The following is a 16,220-nucleotide window of genomic DNA, read 5'->3' on the forward strand; positions in this document are numbered from 1 at the left end:
TTTATGTCCTTTATTAATCCTTTTTTACTCTGGGCTCTGCCTCTAATTTCTGTGCCGGTGATCATTCACTTGCTGCGCAAAAATAAGGTGATTGAGCTGGAATGGGCCGCAATAGATTTCCTTATGGATGCGGTTCAGGAACAGAAGAAGCGTTTTAAAATGGAAGATCTTTTACTTCTTCTACTAAGAACTCTGCTTATCTTATTTTTAATTCTTGCACTGGCCCGCCCAGTTACAAATTTAGTGAGTTCAGACAATAATGAACCCAAGCTGATTTCTATAGATGATAGTTTTTCTATGGCGAGTAAAACTGGTAGCCAAAGCCGCTTTGACCGTGCAGTGGAGGTCGCTAATAAACTCAATACATCAGATGATACAGCTAAGGCGCTCTTGATTAATAGCTCCAGCCCTAGAAGTTTGATAGCTAATTTTTCTAATGACAAAAGCCTCGTGACAGAAACCTTAAAGCAAATTAAGGTGGGAGATTTCGGGGGAGATGCACAGGCTTCTACACGTGCCTGTCTCGACTTTTTAAAGGATCAAAGTTCTCTGCCGCCAAGTATTTACTTTGTGTCAGATTTTCAAAAGACTCAATGGGAAGAGCCTTCAGCAGTATTAAATGAAATGCTGAAAGAGCTCCAGGGGAAATCCAACTTGGTCTTTGTTCATGTTGGTGATGAAAAACAGGAAAACTTATCAGTAGGCAATTTCCGTGCTTTGCAGGATGCGGCTAAGCTCAATGAAGATTCCTGGTTTACTGTTGATATAAGAAATCATGGTATGGAGGATGCCGAAGATGTGGAAGTGAAATTTCACCTCAATGATGAATTATATGAAAGTATTAGTACTAATGTGCCTGCTGGGCAGGCTATTACAGTTAATTTTAAATGTCGTGTCCAGCAGGCAGGATTTCATAAGATCAGCGCTGAAATTGCTGCGGATATCAATCTAAAAGATAATCGCAGCTACAGTCATTTTTATGCAACGGAGAAATTAAAAGTTCTCGTCGTTCAGAACTTTATTCCCGAGTCAGTTTATGAAAAAAAGAGCTTGTTCTTTGATTTTGCACTGAATCCTTATCCAGGTGGATCAAGTTCAGAAAAGGCACTTTACGAATTTGAATGGCAAGATGCTCAGGTATTGGAAACGGAAGATTTAAATGAATACGCCTTCATCATACTCGATGACCTTCAGGCGATAACTGCTTCTGAGTTTGATTCCGTTCAGCAATACATAGCTGAAGGTGGCGGCGTTTTAGTGAATTTGGGAGCAAGTACTGATGTCGAAAACTTTAACGATACATTCGTAGCAGGTGGACTTATTAGCTGGCCTTTATTTGAACAAAACTTCAAAATGAAGCAGGGCGGGGATTTTCTTCCTACGATCATTAGTAATGAGCAGAGCGAACTTTGGAGTTTTGCTGACTCTATAGATTCTTTGGAAAGCTTTAAGATCAAGCAAACATTTGGCATGAGTAAAGTTGATGGTAATGGTCAGTCTTTCATGGAGCTTAAAAGAGAAGAGGAGGAGAACCTCAGTCTTATTTCCTCATTTGATTATAAAAACGGTAAAATCATCGTCTTCGCCTCCGGAATGGATCTCGAATGGAATAACTTTGCGACTCGACCTTATTTTCTACCACTCTGTCGTCAGTTGAGTGCTCAGCTCATTAAAGATGAGCACAGAATCATTGAGCGTCGCGTGGGTGAATCTTTTTATAAAGAACTCAGTGATGATAAAAGCAGAAGTACTTTTGATCTTAGCACTCCCGATCAACTTAAAGAGACTTACAATGTTGAACTTAAAGATCAGAGATCATTCCTCAATATACCGGAATTTAAGCTGGCAGGGACTTATAAGCTTCAGGAAAGTGGAAGCAGTCAGCAGGACTTTATTTCTGTAAACCTTGATGAAGAGGAAAGCGCTGTAGCTTCTATGAGTATAGAGCAGTTGCAAAATACCTATCCAGAAATTACCGTTATTTCAGGTGATAATCAACTGGGTTCAGTTGGTTCTGCTCACGGCACAGACTTATCTAAATTCTTTTTGATCCTGGCTATCCTATGTTGGCTCGGAGAAAATATTTTGGGACTGATTATTAGTCGGAGGGCCGCAAGTTGAAAAGCCTACTCAAATTATTTTATGCTAATGAAAACACGGAAAGCATTAGCTCATACGAGCTCACTCTTGCAGGTGGATTACCTTCCTGGCTATTTGTTCTCTTTACAGCGGGCATCCTTGTTTATGCTTTTATAAGCTACCTCAAAGAAAGCCCACGCATGAATAAAAAGCTTCGAGCTATTATTTCCTTAACGCGTTTTGCTATAGGATTTGTACTTCTTCTCCTCCTTCTTCAGCCAACAATAAAAATGGATACACTGGAAAATAGCAGAACTGTTTTGCCGGTTCTCATCGATGTTTCTAGCAGTATGAGCATTATTGAAAGTAAAAGCAGTGATGATTACCTGCGCGATATGGCAGAAGTTTGCGGAGTCAGCAAAGAGGAAGTTTCCAAGTTTAAAAGAATCGATCTTGTTAAGGCCATTTTAAATAATGAAGATCTCGACCTGATTAATAAGTTGCAGGATAAATACAGTGTAAAACTTTATCTTTTTGATCAGCAGACTCGCCAGTTGAAAATAGCTGATGAAATTATTGAACTGCCGAAGGCTGAAGGTGAAGCAACATCGCTAAGTTCAGCGGTTCGTTATGTGGAACAAAGCCTGCGGGGTCTTCCACTTGCCGACATGATCATCTTTACTGATGGTGTTCACAACAAAGGAAGCTCACCTCAGGAAATGGCGGCTGAACTCAAAATTCGTGACATACGCTTGTTCCCCGTAGGCATTGGCATGCCAGAGAATATCGACGTCCGTATCGAAAAAATTGTCATGGATGACTTGTTGTTCATTGATGATGAAGTCGAAGTTAAAGTCAATTTCTCCGCCAGTGGTATTGAAGAAGGAATTCTTCCTGTGCAACTCAAACTTGGACCCAAAATAGTGAAGTCCAAAAACGTTGAATTCCGCAATGGCCGTTTTAGCGAAAGTTTTGTCATTCAGCCGAATCAGAAAGGCGACTTCAATTTCTCAGTGGAAGTTGAGCAGTATCCCGATGAGTTTTTCGTAGATAACAATATTCAAAACAAGCAAATTAAAGTTATTGATTCTGAAATCCGAGTTCTTCTTGCCGTGCAAAATCCGAGCTGGGAATACCGTTACCTCAAAGGCATGCTCGATGGCGATAAGCGTTTTAAAACAAAAGTATTTATTCGCACGGGTGATAGCAGTCGTAGTTCGCGTGACGATCAGTTCCTGGATGCATTTCCCATCGATGAACTCGAAGAAACAGATATCATCATCATTAATAACCTTGAACGCGATTACTTCAGTTTTGATGACATGAATAAACTCCAGGATTTTGTGGCAAAACAGGGTGGTTCACTACTCATGATTAGTGCTTCCAGTGGAACTCCATCGTCTTACGTTGGTACGCCAATTGAAGAGATGCTTCCTGTTACAATCAGTAAAGTTCAGGAGAGTGATGATCTGGACACTGAACGTAGCCGAACTCGTCCCTTTAAACTGGATTTAACTCCTGAGGGCCGTGATAGTATTATTACTCGCCTTGTGCCTCTTGCGGAGGATAACGTTAAAGTTTGGCAAAAGCTTCCTAGTCAGCACTGGTATTACAAGGGTATAAATCGCCTTAAGCCTGGTGCTACAGCTCTAGTTAAGCACGGAAGTGTGAAAAATGAGTTCGGAGCGATTCCACTCATGTCTTACCACCGCTTTGGTGATGGCCAGGTTCTCTTCCTCGGTTTTAATTCTGTCTGGCGCTGGCGTTACAAAGTTGGGTCACTCTACACGGACCGCTTTTGGTCACAGACAATTCACCACATGGGCCTCAATCACCTTCTTGGAACAAGTAAAGGCGTGCATTTCCAAACTTCGAAACGCGATTTTTCTGCTGGTGAAAAAATTCCTGTCTCAGTTAAAATTGTTGGCAATGCATTGCGAAGTGGTGATGAAAAATCAGTAGAAGTCACGGCAATAGAACTCGAGAGTGGTGAAGAGAAAAACTTTAAATTGGCCCATTCAGGTAGCAAGGGTAATTACGCCGGTCAGGTCGTTTTGCCTGAAGGTACCTGGGATCTTCAAATTGATGATGAAAAGCACCGTTTGAGCATCAGTAAATCACAGCTTGAATTTGAACGTGTTTCCATGGATAAAACTGGCCTCACTGAACTTGCGAAGCTCTCTGCGGGTCAATTTATCGAAATCGCTGATTTGAACAAAATTCCCGAGCTCATGCTTGAGAAACCGAGAACTCGTAGCGTTATTTTAGAACGCAGCCTTTGGGATAACTTTTTATTCATTTTATTGATAAGTTTACTGACAGCTACTGAGTGGCTGCTGAGAAAAAAGGAGAATTTGCCATGAGTCAAGCTCTTGATCAACTCAATGTCGAACTCGAAAGTCTAAGTAAAAAGCTTCGCCAGCAAGTTTTGATTAAAGCTGTTTTTGAGGGGGCGGCTTATTTCCTATTTGGCTTAGTTGCCTTTTTTATTCTGGATCGCTTTGGTGATTTTCCAATGGCTTTTAGAATCATTGTGTTACTTTCTGGAATAGGATGTCTGCTTTATTACCTAAAGACTAAATACTGGTTGAATTACACGAGTCCTTACAGCCGAGAAGAAGTCTCTCTTTTAGTCGAGAAAAAGTTTCCGCAATTTCGCAGTCGCTTAATTTCAACTCTGCAGTTTAGCAAAAATAAACCCGGAAAAATGGTTTCAGCTGACTTGGTGGATGGAATGATGGATCAGACTTTTGATATGTATGGAGATTATAATTTTTCTGAGGTGATCGATACTGAAGCCCTAAAGAAAGTACTTAAAGTTTTTGTTATTTCTTTAGCGGGCATAATACTTATGAGTATCATAGCACCACAGTCCTTTCCAATTTACCTCCAGCGTTTTTATTCACAATTGGCTTACCCGACTTCCACTCAATTCGAAGAGATTAACTTGCCTGAATATGCCATTGCGGGTGAAGAAACATCTATGAGCATAAAAATGACTGGTGAACTTCCAGCTTCAGGGTACATCACGGTTTATAGCTCTGAAAGCAAGGCTGAATATGATGTGGATCAGTCTGAAGAAAAGGGAGTTTATCAATTTGCGATTCCCGCACAAATGGAAAATCTTTCCATGCGTTTCAAAATAGGTGATTATTCCAGTCAAGCTTACGATCTACCCATCAAAAAACGTCCGGCAATTGCCGAGCTGAAAGTTGAGGTTATCCCACCTGCTTATACAGGTATAAAAGCTTACACAGAAGAATCAGGTAACCTGCAGGTGCCTTTTGGTTCAAAACTGAATTTCTCTCTTAAAACTAGTAAAGAATTGAATGAATTTAAACTCATTCCCAAAATTGATGAAGTCGTACTACCTAAGGTTCAAGGAGCTGGCAGTCAGTGGAATTTTAGTTTAAATGCTGAAACAAAAATGAAGTACACTTTCCAATTGTTGGATCAGGACTCACTGGAAAGTAAGGGGATTCCGGAATTCAGCTTGCGTGTCAAAGTAGACAAAGCACCACGAGTCAGACTTATTGAACCATCTGCCCTGAGAGAGTTGTCTCCGATTAGTCGTATGCCTTTGGAAGCTGAATTTGAAGACGATTACCAAATAGCTTCAGTCAAAGTTCTCTACACTGTAATTGATAGTGAGTACGACCAGGATTTGGATTTTGATGAATTTAAAGTTTGGAAATCATATGCCGATATTAATGATAAGACTTTTTCTCTCAAAGAGCTTTGGGATAATCGTTCCATAGAAGTTGAGGCAGGCCGAAATTTAAAAGTACGAATTCAGGTTACGGATAATGCACCAGAACCACAGACGAGCTTTTCTCAGGATATACTCATTCCGATTATTTCTCAGGAAGAACTTAAAGGGCGTCTTGCAGATGAGTTCCTAAACTCAGTTGAACCTGTCGAAGATATTTTACTGAAGCTCAATGATGTGAACCGAAAAATGGATAGATTAGGAGATAAATAATGAGAAAAGAATTCACTCTATCAATAACTTTATTTTTACTGACTTCTACTTTTGCGGACGACGCAAAAATCAAAGAAATGCGTCAGCATATGGCGAAAACTCGTCAACTTAAGCGCAGTACTTTGACCATCAAGAAAAATCTTACTGAAATCAGAAACCAAATGCTCTTGTCGGGGGTGATAGAAGAGTCGATGATTGAGGTGGTTGATATGGTATTGGAAGAAGCCGACAAGGCAGGGTCTCAGTCACTGCAATCAGCTGTGCAGAATATAATGTTGGCCTTGGATAACTCTGATCGCAAAGAAGAATACCTTAAGAACGCGTCTGCTGAGCAGAAAAAAGCGATTGTTTCCTACGAAACAATTCTTGAAAAGGCTATACGTGAGGCCGAGCATGAAAAGGCACAAGCAAAACTCGATGAGTTAATTGATCAGATGGAGAATCTCAATGAGCAAACTCAAGAAGCTTCTAATGAAGACATGTCTCAGGAGGAGCTCGAGAAACTCGCTGATCAGCAAAAGGAAATAAGTGACCAAGCCGAACAGCTTGAGAAATATCTAGAGAAATTCGAGGAGCTTAAACAAAAGGATAAAGGCTCTAAAGAAGAGCAAGAAGACGAAAAAGATCAGGACCCGCAAGAACAAAAAGATCAACAAGAAAAACAAGAAGATAAAGATCAACAAAAAGAGGGAAATCAGCAAGAAGAGAAAGAGGAGGATCAGCAAGCAGAAGAGCAGGAACAGAATGAATCCCAGGAATCTGGTGGTGAAAGTGAGGAAGAACAGGATCAGGAAGATGATGCTGAAGAAAATCACTCCGGTGCAGACCCCTTAAATCAGCAGAAAATGCAGGAAATCAATGAGAAATCAGACGATATTGCTGAAAAAATTCAAGATGGTGATTTAGCTGAAGCGGCACAGGAACAGGAAGCTCTTTTAGAAAAACTTAAAGAGATGAGTGAAAAAGCTCAAGCTTCTACCAATGACCCGCAATCTGGCGAAGATCCAGCAGAAAGTGAAGATGGTATCAGCCCTGAAATGAAGGAATTGGCTGACTCAATAGAAAATCAAATTGCTCAGCTCGAGGATTTAGAGGCTGATTCAGATGGTGCTCCAGAAGAAAGCGAGAGTTTTGATGATGCACTAGCGAATCAAGAAGAACTTAGTCAGGCTGGAGAGAACTCAGAAAACGAAGATGTTCAAGAGGCTCTTGAAAAAGCAGGAGAGAAGCTCGCTGAAGGTGACCTAGAAGCTGCGAAAGATGAATATGAGAAAGCGATGGCCTTAACATTAAAGCCAAATGAGCAGAGTGGCACGGGAGAAACTGATCCTACAAAAGAAAGTAAACAGGGTGATAAAGCTGGTAAACAAGGCGGTTCAGCACAGAGCACCCAGACGGCTTCCAGTAAAAATAAAATTAAAATGTTGGAGCAACAGGAAGGCAATGGTCAATCTTCTGAATCAGGCGATAAGGACCTTGCACAACAAGATCAGGATGGCGAAGGAAATGCATCTTCGTCTAGTATGACCGCAGGGAAAGGCGATAAGCCGGGGCAGGGTGGCAAAGGTGGCAAACCTGGTAAGTCTCAAACTGGTGGAGGATCCGAATCGATGCAGAATCAATTTAAAACTGCTTCCTATGAAAAGAAAAAGGCTTGGGAAAAGGAGTTTGAGAGCTTTGAAGGTCAAAAAATGCAGGGCAAACTCGAGCAGGCTCCGCAACAGTACCGTCAGCTTGTTAAACAATACTACGAAGCCATTGCGAGGCAAAAATGATCAGACATACTCAATCCACTAAATTAACGTCAGTTGATTTAGTAAAAGTTTCCGACTGGTCAAGGATTTGCAAATCCTTGCAGGGAGAGTGTGAGAGGGGCAGAGCCCATCTCACTATGAAAAACAAACTTGTTTGTTTTCTTCTCCTTTTTAGCTGTTTTAGCCTTTCTCTAACAGCACGCGAGACCACAGTGCCCATTTCAGCTGAACTCAGTAAGAGCCTTAATAAAGGCCTTAAATTCCTAGCGGCATCACAGCAGGATGATGGTTCCTGGAATGGTAATCATGGTCGCAATGTTGGTGAAACATCCCTTTGCCTTATGGCTTTTATGTCCATGGGTAATTTACCAGGCGAAGGGGAATACGGTCATGTTATTGGCAAGGGCGTCAACTGGGTTGTTGATCAGGCCAAGCCAAATGGTCTCATTCAGTATTCGAATCAGGAAAAGCAGGCGGCGGTTATGTATGGTCATGCTCTGGCGACACTGATGCTTTCAGAGGCTTGGGGACAAAGCCGTAATGAAAAAATTGGCAAAGTTCTACGCAATGCGGTGAAACTCATTCTTGAAGTACAGGGAAAAAAAGGTGGTTGGGGATACAAATCAGTGCCCGAAGATGGTGATACCTCAGTGATGGTTATGCAGATTATTGCCCTCAAATCAGCTCAGGACGCAGGTATTTATGTACCGCAAAAAACTATTCAAAAAGCCCTTTCATTGATTAAAACCCGTTTTAATGAGACTCAGAAGATGTATGGTTATTCATCGACAAAAATTAGTAAGAATAACTACGGATCCAGTGCTGCTGGTACATGCATTATGTTTATTTGTGGAGAGAATGAAAAGAAATATACTTCCGATACCGTGGGAGCACTTTTAAAGATTATGAAAAATGATCCCAAAAAACAAAAAGTAGGGCATATACCTTATTTCCTTTACTACGCGTCTGTTGCTTCTTATTTTGAAGGTGGAAACTCCTATCGTGAATGGGCAAAAATGTTGGAAAAATATCTTATTCGTGAACAGAAGAGCAAGGGTGAGTGGGGCTCTTACTATCAGACAGCTTTTTGTATTCTCGGGGCTAGTCTGCCGTATCAGTATATACCGGTGTATCAAAAGTAATGAAGAACCTAGTACTTAGCCTTTTATTTAGTTTCAGTCTTTTTGCTGATTCCGTTTTATTCAATGACGGCAAAAAGCAAGAAGGGAATATTGCCTGGTCAGCAAGTGGGTTCAGTATTGATAACAAAAAGCTGAATTTAGCTGAGCTTCTCAAAGTAGCTTTCGACCGCCCATTAATTTCAAATGAAGGTGAGTACATCATCTTTACGGATGGCAGTATGATAAAGGCGCAGAGTACAAAACTACTTAATGATGAAAAAGCCTTGCTTATTGATTATCGTGGAGAAGAAAAAAAACTAAGCCTAAGTCTAATTAGCTCGATATCATTTCAGGGAGCTCATTATTTCAATCAAGCTGAACCTGGTTTTTACACTTTAAATGATTTTCATTATCCTGGCGAAGCGGCGTACTTTACTAAATCCAGCATTGGCCAAAACAAGCCATCTAAGAAACGCCACAAGAAGGCTCTACTGAATTCACTTCATATACAAAAAATAACCAAGTCTTCATCAGAATATGTTTTTTACACTACATCACGAGAAATTATCTATGGTAAGCTTGTGAAGCAAAGTTCTGAAACGATTCAGATTGAAACAGTTTTTGGTATCATAGATTATCCTACAGTTGAAATTATCCAGTTAGCGAAGAACCATGTTTCAATAAGTTCTGAAGATATTAAAGAGATCAAGTACACGGCATTTATTGATCAGTGCAGAGAATTAAATTTTAATAAGTCTTGTACAAACTCCCAAATTTTAGATCAGGGTTTTTCAACGACTAATTTTATTTCTATGCATTCCAGAACTGAATTTGTGATTACTCCAAGAGCAGGGACGCGTGCCTTGCTTTTTTCAACGACTTTTGATCCATTGAGCCATAATGGGCACGTGCATTTAAGTATAAGTCAAAATGGCACGAGTCTTCTTAAAAAAGCTATATCTTCTTCTGAGTTTCATTCGGATCTATTTGTAGCTGTACGCCAGGGGGAAATCCGTGTTCTTCTCGATTACGGCAAAGGTGGTTCGGCCGGTGATTATTTTATTTTGCTGAATCCGCAATTTATTGGGGTTCAATAATGAAGTTTTTTAGTTTAATATGTTTGCTTAGCTTCGCAGCTTTTGCTGCAAATTGGCAAGAAAGTATTGCTGAACTAGCTCCGGAATTAGTGATTGATGCAGCTCATAACAATTCTTTATCTCAGGAATTACAAAAGTCTTTTGAAAAGAATAGCGCGGTAGCTTTCCCTTTTAAATCACCTGTTGGAAGTATCAAATTTGTTCAGGATAAAGGAGTAAAAACACTTGAGAAGTCGGCATCTTTTAAACAAGGTGTTCACCATCAGGGAAGAGATTATGCGGTATATCGCTACAGTACCACGGTTCCTAAAGACATGAAGATCTTGGCTAAAATCCAATATGGAAAACTCTTTAAAACATATTTGAATGGCAAAAGTCTTGCCCAACATGAAAATGGTATGTTGTATCATCGTGAGTCTCCCTACCAGACTTTGTCACTCAGAAAGGGGCGTAATGACCTGGTGTTTATTTCTATCACCAAAGATCATCACATACCACATTTAAGAACGGTTCCCTATACAGATAAAGTTATCGAGGGTTTTTATAAGTACCTAAATAAATTTAATGAAATTAAAGATGAGGATTTAGAGGAATGGCTTGGGATTCAATTAGCTTTGAGGAATACAGGCTTGATAGATGCTCAGGTCCACGGTTTAAATCAAATCCTTACTTTGGATTACAAGAAAGTTTCTCAAGGCCGTATTAGACACTTCTTTCATCTCGGAATTGATCCGCGCGTCATGGCTCAGGCGATGAGTAAAATTGATACTCAAAAATTAGTGGATTTGATGATTTATATTAATCACCCCCACACCAAAAGCTATTTTGATGTTCTGGCAATTGAAGGAAGAGGCAAAGAAATCGTTCATTTCTTCAATCTGTATGCAAAAAAATATAAAGCTAATAGTGGATATAGCTGGGGTAATAATCTTTATGGGATCGCTGAGTTTTTACTCATGCAAGGCGATACTAAATCAGCCCATGAAATGTTTTTACTTTTCGATAAAGTCGCTGAGAAAAAAAATAGCTCAACAAAGAAAAATATTGAATATGCTTTACTCGAATCTCAGGATGATTCAGGGGTACGTCCGCGTTTTACAGCTGATCCAGAAGTAGAAGTCTATGTAAATGATCTTGATCGCCTCTTTAAGCAAAAAGCCGATCGCGATACTTTAGCTCAAGTTTACAAAACGATTCGTGAGCACCAAGATAAGTTATTTAGCAGTGATCATCAGCTTTATTCACTTAAGACTTATTTTCAGCAAAAGCTGACCGCAAATCCTGACTTTGCCGAAAAGTTTTCAGCCTACTTAAAAGAACGTTACGACAGTCGCGTTGCTAAAGCCATAGAAAATTTTGACATCGATAAACTACAGGATTATTTGAGAGAAACATCGGGGCTTGCTTCTTTCCCCGAAGCAGAAGTACTTTTGATGCAGGAATACTACAATCGTGGTGATCTTTCCATTGCAAGAGCGTATGCTGGGCGTTTAATTCAATATGCGGACTACGCAAAACAGGCAGCTGCCTATTTACTTATCATTGAAGGTACTTTGGAAACACCGGAAAAACTTCGCCATGAATTTTCTAATGATCTTTTGGGAAGTAGCGTTCAGTTTAAAGGGCAAAGTATTCAGCTAAAAGAATTAGCCACCAAGTCATTTCCCAAAGCAAGTAGTTCAAAGGGGCCAGGAAGCCTAATAAGTAAAATTCCACTCAGTACAGATCTAAAAAGTACCATCGATGGACGGACCTCACAGTACGACTGGGACCAGTACTTTATCAATCGTTCTCAATGTAAAGTCATTTACAATAGCGATAAATGGTTCTCCTCAAGTCCCATGGGTACAGAAGTCTCTGATTCAAAAGGTCAGCAACTCTGGAGCACCTATTCATTTACACCGGCGGATACGCGCATTCAAAACGCTCCTAGATCCTTTAAAGGAACGCTTATCAATAAGTCTTATTATAATTTAAACTACAATGGCGCAAGTAAGACCTTTGCTCTCCAAAAGAGAAACTTGCAGGGTGAGCTGCAATGGGATAGTAGCTATTTGCAATCCTTCAAAAACTGGGAGCCCTGCAGCATACCTTATTCAAAAATGGGCAGTCAAATAATCCTACTTGTTGAAAGGGATCGTCAGGCTGCCCCAGTATTTGCGGTCGCTTTTATTGACCTTCAAAGTGGTGAGCTTGAGTCGGTAAAAGCTCTGGCAAAAATCCGTGATCCATTCCAAGAGGAAGGTCGTTACGACATTTTTAGAAGCTTACTTCAATATGATAATTTTTGCGATGACCGCGAATCCATTTATCTTTATTCAGGTTCTGGCTTAGTTGTAAAAGTCAATGCCTATGAAAAGCGAATTGAGTGGGTTCGTTCATATACCTACAAAACTCGCAAAAACCATGAGGGTGACTCCTTCGACTGGACAAACCCTGCCAGAACAGCATCACCTTATATTGGAATTATAAAAGGCAAATTGATTCACTTCGATAATGCCACTATGTCCTGGTATGCCTTAGATCCTGAAACTGGAAAAATCTTGTGGAAAAACCCTCTTGATTTACCAACATATATTCACTCGCGAGATGCTGATGAAATTATATTTTCTCGTTTAAATAGAAGAGGGCAGCATACTCTCAAGTCACTTTCTTTAAGTACTGGGAGTGTGATGTGGCAGCAAAACCTTGGTAACCTTTCTGTTAGAGGTGAGGGTGTAATCAAAAACAATAAGCTCTTCCTACCAGTTAAACGTGGCCTTGTAAGTTTTGATCTAAAAAAGAAAGAGCTCATTGCTCGCAAACTTCTCAATATATCCCCCTCGGCGATCGAGTCTCACAAGGATAAGTTCTTACTCTATACAGAAACAAATGCCTTTCTTTTAGCTTCTGATGATCAATTGCCTTCAACAATTGATGACGAAGCGCAGCCAAAAAATATCGCTTTTGAAAAAGCAGATGATGTTGATTTAAAGTTCTTCTCTAATGACGGTTTGATGACTTTCCCACTCACGGATATTTATTTCAAAGAGCGTCCATTTGCCCATTCTCTCGATAATTCAGCTTATTCCCTGATTCAATACTTGTCTGATTACATTCTTATCAAAGAAGCGACTCTTGTGAATGGTGAATATTCACCTTCCAGACTTCTATGGCAAAAGCGCCTGCCAAACTTTCAGCTCAAAGGTTCTAAAATATTAAATTACAGTTCTGGTTCAGTTGAGATTATGGATGCCTACACACTTCAATCTGAATTCACTTATAAAGCAAGTAATGGCGAAATAATCAACGCGGCTCGGTGGTCTGATGATCATCTCTATATTCTTTCCTCCAATGGATCTTTAAAGCAGCTTAATTTTAAATCGAAAAAGCTGATTAAGGAATTCCAATTATACGCTCGTGACTTTGTCGTTTTGGGGAATCGCTTATTGACTTTCCCGCAGAATCATTCCCACAAAAATAAAGTTTACGAAATTACTGATAAGCTAACTGAATTAAAAACACTAGATAAAGCTTATCGCATGGGAGATCAACTCCAGGGTAATTCTTTTGCACAGGGTTGGTTAAGTCATGGAGCCCTTCACGTTTTTGATTTTAAACAATTAAAAATGCATCAAAAGAAAATGGGCTATACCCCACATAGGTCTTGGCGTTTATGTGAGAAATATGCTGCGGAAAATTATGGTGAGCTCATTGATTTAAGTAATGGCAGTTTTAAAAAGCATAATTTTCATCTCCTCGGCAACAAGGGATCCATTTATGGTCAGGGCAACGATTATTATTATGCTTCAAATCGCGGGCTCATGAAGTTGGAGCGCTTTACGGATAAAATAAAGGTCTTCGATGATCACCTCACTAAAGGTAAAAAAGTGATCGGCTGGTGCCGTGAAGTGGGAGATCTACTCATCGTTTGTAGCAGTAAAATGCGAAATGTTTACGACCTCAATTCAGCTGAGTTAATTTCACGGCAGTCAATTGATGGCTCTCAAACTGAAAAAACGATTCTCACTGACCATAGCTTAATAAAAGTGCATAATGGTAATGCTTACCTCTATAATTCTTTAAAGCTGAGCAATGAAACTATTGCCTACAGTCCAGCAAAAATCGATTCACTTTTTTGGCAAAAAGTTGATAAAAAGTTCTGGCATGGAAAAAGTTCTTATCCAATGCCTCAGGTAGAATACCGTCTCAGTGACAGTTCAAAATACATTCATCTTCAGTTGCGAATGAAAGGCCATGAAAAGTTTGTTAATCACCTGGGCGTATCTCTCAATAGTCATCGCTTTCACGATGCCTTCTTTGCGGAGTTTACCGAGAAAGGCAACAATATTGGGCACATGCTTGGCGATAAACTAAAAGAATCTTTTAAGCACTACTTCTCTGCAGATGGATATGAGTACATGGAATTAAAAGTAGAAAAGCCTGACGCCCTTAATAACGCTTTTGATGGAGTTATAAGCTTTGAACTGTCATTGCTTGATCAAGGTAATAAAGTGGGCTCCATGCGCTTTGGGTCAACTTATCAGCCCAATACTTCCTATCGTGAGAATACATACTCAGCCAGATCCTATGAGTGTATGGATGCCGAACGTTATGCAAAGTTTGAGAAGCTCTATGCTGAAGCAACAGAACTGTTGGCAGATGGAAACAGTTTATCACAATTTATCAAAGCTCGTAGGACTCACCACTCTGTGCCGTCCAATGTCACTTATCTTGAAAAACTGTTGGCTAAGCATAACAAATCAGTTCAGGCGCATAACATTTTATCAGTTCTCTTTATTGAATACTTGAAGTCATTAAAAGCTTTTGATTTTACCGATGATGACCTTCGTAAGGCTTACTCTCACTGTAAAGCCCTTGCCGATAAACATGGCCTCAAAAACTATGAACGGGGGCTATCTTTTGTTGTCTTCGATTTTAACTCTAATGAAAATCCCTATATACAGCCGACGAGGGCTAAACTAGCTGGTAGGGGAGACGTTACCTTGGATTTAAGCGGTAGCCTACAATTTTCTGCATCAGACGGCCGAGTCGTTCTCCCAATGGGCTTCTTTGGCGATCAGCTTAAAGAATTGGATCGACTGGAATTAGATAGCCCAAGAAGATTTAAACCGGCCTTAGGCTCTATGGCGTTGTTCCACAAGGGCAATTTAACTGCAGTAATTGATAAAGAGGGCAAGGCTCAGTCGGGACTTAAAGAAAGTAATTGGAAGAATGCACACGAAAGCCTATTTAACTTTTATGGCCCCAATAGACTGAAGAGCTGGTTCCCTAAAGGTAACAGGATTCGGGTTCAGAAAATCACCTTTGATTCCCTGGAGACAATGTACAATTGGGATGAGAATTCTTTGTTACTCAACCTGAGATCTAACCCAGTTAATCGCTGGCGAGCCGATGAAATGCTCAGAGAATATATAGCGCTTAAGGGCTCCAGTGATTTATTTGAATTATGCACAGAAATATTGGCTAGTGATCCGAATAACGAACATCTTCTCGAGGCAATTCTAAGTAAATATGGTGAGAATGCTGGTAAGGATCTGAAAAAATATCAAAGCCTTATGAGTAAAGCGCGTGTGCCAGTGAATTTGCGTAAGACTATGTCCTTGGAGCTTTTTGCCGATCAAGACTGGTCACAATTAGGACCAGTTAAGCTGGAAGAGAGTAATGTAGAACTTCTGCAAAAGCCCGAAGAAAATTTCAGTAAATCGAGCTTTAAACTCTCTAACGAGACAGAACTTAAATTTGAGCCTCAGAAAGATAATGGCAAAGATTACGAAGGCTTCATGTACCTGCGTAAAGAATTTGACTCCACTTCATCTTCCAACGCCTATTTGCACATCAAGCCTGAAAGACGTAGAACAGCATTCAATAACCTGCGTATTTGGCACAATGGCAAAATTCTATCTGACACCATTATCAATACGGAAAAGAACCAAGCGACGTCATTAAAAATCCCACTCCGCAAAGGGAAAAATTCCATACTCATTAAGTACAGCTTCGAGCATTACACAAATCTGAAACTCAAACTCGGCAATGTTTACGGGGGCGACCTTTCCTATATCAGCAATTGAGATTAAACGCGAAGGATGATCGATATAGTGCTTCAAAGTTCAATTTTTAAAGCCAACAAAAATGATGGCTTGATATATATTTAAGATTCTCACGTTAATTCTCATCCATGATCTCA

At 40.1% G+C, this 16,220-nt stretch carries 7 protein-coding genes; all 7 read left to right on the forward strand.

All coding sequences use genetic code 11. The features are described 5' to 3' along the window. Positions 1-3: 3 nt before the first annotated feature. The 7 genes from PQO01_RS13855 to PQO01_RS13885 all read left to right on the forward strand — a co-directional run bounded on the left by PQO01_RS13855 (position 4) and on the right by PQO01_RS13885 (position 16,104). Positions 4-2,121: a vWA domain-containing protein gene (locus PQO01_RS13855; RefSeq protein ID WP_274314681.1), complete on the forward strand. Its 2,118-nt coding sequence runs from the start codon at positions 4-6 to the stop codon at positions 2,119-2,121. Beyond that, a complete protein-coding gene (locus PQO01_RS13860) occupies positions 2,118-4,442 on the forward strand; it encodes a vWA domain-containing protein (RefSeq protein ID WP_274314682.1) in 2,325 nt (774 codons plus the stop codon). The genes PQO01_RS13855 and PQO01_RS13860 overlap by 4 nt, the downstream gene beginning before the upstream one ends. Continuing rightward, positions 4,439-6,061, forward strand: a complete 1,623-nt coding sequence (locus tag PQO01_RS13865; protein WP_274314683.1) for a hypothetical protein — start codon at positions 4,439-4,441, stop codon at positions 6,059-6,061. The genes PQO01_RS13860 and PQO01_RS13865 overlap by 4 nt, the downstream gene beginning before the upstream one ends. Beyond that, positions 6,061-7,836 (forward strand): hypothetical protein, encoded by a 1,776-nt coding sequence (locus tag PQO01_RS13870; RefSeq protein ID WP_274314684.1) that lies wholly within the window; start codon positions 6,061-6,063, stop codon positions 7,834-7,836. The genes PQO01_RS13865 and PQO01_RS13870 overlap by 1 nt, the downstream gene beginning before the upstream one ends. A 116-nt stretch (positions 7,837-7,952) precedes the next feature. Beyond that, positions 7,953-8,957 carry a prenyltransferase/squalene oxidase repeat-containing protein gene (locus PQO01_RS13875; RefSeq protein WP_274314685.1) on the forward strand — a complete coding sequence of 335 codons (1,005 nt, stop codon included), beginning with the start codon at positions 7,953-7,955 and terminating at the stop codon, positions 8,955-8,957. After that, on the forward strand, positions 8,957-10,033 hold the full coding sequence (locus PQO01_RS13880; protein WP_274314686.1) for a hypothetical protein: 1,077 nt from the start codon (positions 8,957-8,959) through the stop codon (positions 10,031-10,033). The genes PQO01_RS13875 and PQO01_RS13880 overlap by 1 nt, the downstream gene beginning before the upstream one ends. Next, the gene (locus PQO01_RS13885; RefSeq protein ID WP_274314687.1) at positions 10,033-16,104 is read left to right on the forward strand and encodes a hypothetical protein; all 6,072 of its coding nucleotides are present in this window, start codon (positions 10,033-10,035) and stop codon (positions 16,102-16,104) included. The genes PQO01_RS13880 and PQO01_RS13885 overlap by 1 nt, the downstream gene beginning before the upstream one ends. Positions 16,105-16,220: the final 116 nt, after the last annotated feature.

It is taken from the genome of Lentisphaera marina, assembly GCF_028745505.1.
GTDB lineage: Bacteria > Verrucomicrobiota > Lentisphaeria > Lentisphaerales > Lentisphaeraceae > Lentisphaera > Lentisphaera marina.